At 41.6% G+C, this 2,337-nt stretch carries 5 protein-coding genes; all 5 read left to right on the top strand.

Going from position 1 to position 2,337, the window contains the following annotated elements:
• Positions 1 to 136: 136 nt before the first annotated feature.
• The 5 genes from ACERC5_RS10030 (at position 137) to ACERC5_RS10010 (ending at position 2,262) form a co-directional block, all read left to right on the top strand.
• Positions 137 to 379 (top strand): GlsB/YeaQ/YmgE family stress response membrane protein, encoded by a 243-nt coding sequence (locus tag ACERC5_RS10030; protein WP_373659688.1) that lies wholly within the window; start codon positions 137 to 139, stop codon positions 377 to 379.
• 228 nt (positions 380 to 607) lie between these two features.
• Positions 608 to 796 (top strand): hypothetical protein, encoded by a 189-nt coding sequence (locus ACERC5_RS10025; protein WP_373660667.1) that lies wholly within the window; start codon positions 608 to 610, stop codon positions 794 to 796.
• Positions 793 to 1,692 carry a lysostaphin resistance A-like protein gene (locus ACERC5_RS10020; RefSeq protein ID WP_373659690.1) on the top strand — a complete coding sequence of 300 codons (900 nt, stop codon included), beginning with the start codon at positions 793 to 795 and terminating at the stop codon, positions 1,690 to 1,692. The genes ACERC5_RS10025 and ACERC5_RS10020 overlap by 4 nt, the downstream gene beginning before the upstream one ends.
• A gap of 1 nt (position 1,693) precedes the next feature.
• Positions 1,694 to 1,909, top strand: a complete 216-nt coding sequence (locus tag ACERC5_RS10015) for a helix-turn-helix transcriptional regulator (RefSeq protein WP_373659691.1) — start codon at positions 1,694 to 1,696, stop codon at positions 1,907 to 1,909.
• Positions 1,906 to 2,262, top strand: a complete 357-nt coding sequence (locus tag ACERC5_RS10010) for a hypothetical protein (protein WP_373659692.1) — start codon at positions 1,906 to 1,908, stop codon at positions 2,260 to 2,262. Before ACERC5_RS10015 ends, ACERC5_RS10010 begins: the two co-directional genes overlap by 4 nt.
• Positions 2,263 to 2,337: the final 75 nt, after the last annotated feature.

The following is a 2,337-nucleotide window of genomic DNA, read 5'->3' as shown; positions in this document are numbered from 1 at the left end:
TGTCCACTGGTGGAACCATCATCGCATTCACGGTAGTCTCGATTACCAAACACCTATGGTTAAGCGAGTTATCGCTTAACAAAAACACTTTATAAAAATTGTACAGAAAAGGGGTGCCTTTTCAAGAAATAATATTATGGAGTTCATTTGGATACTTATCGTCGGAGCAGTCATCGGGGCAATCGGTGGTGCAATCACTAAAAAAGGACCTTCAGGCTGGATTGCTAACATCGTTGCTGGTATTGTCGGTTCTTACGTTGGTCAGGCACTTTTTGGTGTGTGGGGACCAACTGCTGCTGGCATGGCAATCGTCCCATCAATTATCGGTGCGGCTCTTGTTACAATTGTTGCAGCTTACTTCTTTGGAAGAAAAGGCTAATCGCCTAAAAAAGTTATTTCTAGGGCAGGAACTTCTCGTTCCTGTCTTTTTATCATTGAACAACGAATAGAAGGGAGAAGTGTTGTTCTAAATGATTTAATCTCTTGACGATAATCATATCTAAAATAACAACAAAAATTATTTTTTTGACAAAGATAATTGTCAAAAATAAAATGATGTGTTACAATAAGGATGTTAAAGCAAATACATCAGTCAGAGGAGGTTGACATGAGAGAAAATACGAAGCAGTTTGTCATCAGTATTGCTCTGGGGCTTATATTATATAGTCCTTTAGAGAGTTTACTAGCTGTATTGCTGATACTTACTGGATTTGTACTTATCAGGGTGTTAGGACCTGATGTTTACCAGATAAGAGAGAGCTTAGCAAGATTAGTGAAGGAAAGGAGAATGTCATGAAAAGGTCAGGTTCGACAATAAAGGCTGTTCTCATTGTTGGTATGATAACCATCGTAGGATTTTTATGCGGTATCGCTCTGGGTCTGTCTGATGTCGGTGGCGAGTATAGTTGGTGGTTCGATAGTCTTCCATTTAGCAGTCCATTGATAGTAGTAATAGCTCTGCTATTCTTCGAAAATTGGTGCAGTGACGCCTGTTCTCCTAAGGATTTTACGGCGATTGTTGATAAAAATCGGTTTATAAGAAAGGGAAATATGATGAAAAAAACACTTGAAAAATGGCAAGTTCTCTTGCTTGGCGCTCTTCTGTTTATGGCAGATCTTCAGCTGACAGCCAGGATCGGTTCTTCAGAGGATTGGCTTGTTGCAGTTTTATGTGTGCTGTTGGCACTGGTTACGGCTTACGTAATTTGGCGTGGTAAGCTGCTCAAAGGAAGTGTTACACTGGTTTGGTGGCAATATTTATTGGCGATGGGGCTGGGCTTACTTGCAGTTTATTTTTTCAAAATTTTGGGTACCATCCTTTTCATGGCTGAACATGGTTTAGGAAATCTCCCTAATAATCAACAGGCCATCATGGATGCCAACATGCCTCCCTATCTCCTGTTTGCTTTTGTAGTCGTTTTGGCGCCAGTGATTGAGGAGTTTGTGATGCGAGGTCTGGTGATGGGAAAACTATTTAATCCTCGTTCCATTTGGGGGCTATTAATCAGCAGTTTTGTCTTTGGATTCTTGCATAGCCCATCAGACTTGGGGATCTGGGTCATGTATGGTGGCATGGGGCTGGCGCTTGGGCTGGTTTATCGCTACACTGAACGATTGGATGTCGCTATCGGGGTCCATGCGCTTAACAACCTGATAGGGTTTGTCGTGATGATGACGATGGCAGGAGGTTAAGATGGATACTGTAAAAAATCGTCTCAAAGAGTTACGTGCCAGAGATAGTCTCAACCAGACGGAGTTGGCTAAGTTAGCACAGATTTCTCGTCAGACAGTCAGTCTGATTGAACGTGGCGAATACCTGCCCTCCATTCTCATTGCCTTGAAAATCGCCAAGATTTTCCAAGAGCCTGTTGAACAGGTCTTTTCCCTCGCAGAAGGAGAGAGTAAATGACAAAGAAAACATCGACAACTAAAATTGTCTACCAAAGCCTTGGGCTGGTATTCTTAGTGCTATCAATCCTGATGGTTGTTCTTAGCTTTTTCTCATCAGGTCAACAAGTTGTTGATCTTAACTGGCTGTTTTACCTCTTTATAGGTCTTATTCACTTGAAAAAGGGTGAATTGTATCAGCTCCAAAAAACGAAGCCTTGGGTGGGTTGGCTCTTGGCACTACCAGCTATTTTAGAACTTTTAATCGTCATATTGACAGATGCGACCAAGATGTCACTAGGCATTTCGATAGATATATTTACCGTTGAAAAGGCACCCCTTTTCTGTACAATTTTTATAAAGTGTTTTTGTTAAGCGATAACTCGCTTAACCATAGGTGTTTGGTAATCGAGACTACCGTGAATGCGATGATGGTTCCACCAGTGGACA

It is taken from the genome of Streptococcus sp. E24BD (genome assembly GCF_041807825.1).
In the GTDB taxonomy this organism is placed as follows: domain Bacteria; phylum Bacillota; class Bacilli; order Lactobacillales; family Streptococcaceae; genus Streptococcus; species Streptococcus entericus.
The sequence above is the reverse complement of the archived record's forward strand: the minus strand, read 5'-3'. Positions and strand labels throughout refer to the sequence as shown.

What these genes read in the sequence shown, in the direction of transcription:
- ACERC5_RS10030 (WP_373659688.1), top strand. Translation starts at nt 137, where the DNA reads ATGGAGTTCATTTGGATACTTATCGTCGGAGCAGTCATCGGGGCAATC.
- ACERC5_RS10025 (WP_373660667.1), top strand. Translation starts at nt 608, where the DNA reads ATGAGAGAAAATACGAAGCAGTTTGTCATCAGTATTGCTCTGGGGCTT.
- ACERC5_RS10020 (WP_373659690.1), top strand. Translation starts at nt 793, where the DNA reads ATGAAAAGGTCAGGTTCGACAATAAAGGCTGTTCTCATTGTTGGTATG.
- ACERC5_RS10015 (WP_373659691.1), top strand. Translation starts at nt 1,694, where the DNA reads ATGGATACTGTAAAAAATCGTCTCAAAGAGTTACGTGCCAGAGATAGT.
- ACERC5_RS10010 (WP_373659692.1), top strand. Translation starts at nt 1,906, where the DNA reads ATGACAAAGAAAACATCGACAACTAAAATTGTCTACCAAAGCCTTGGG.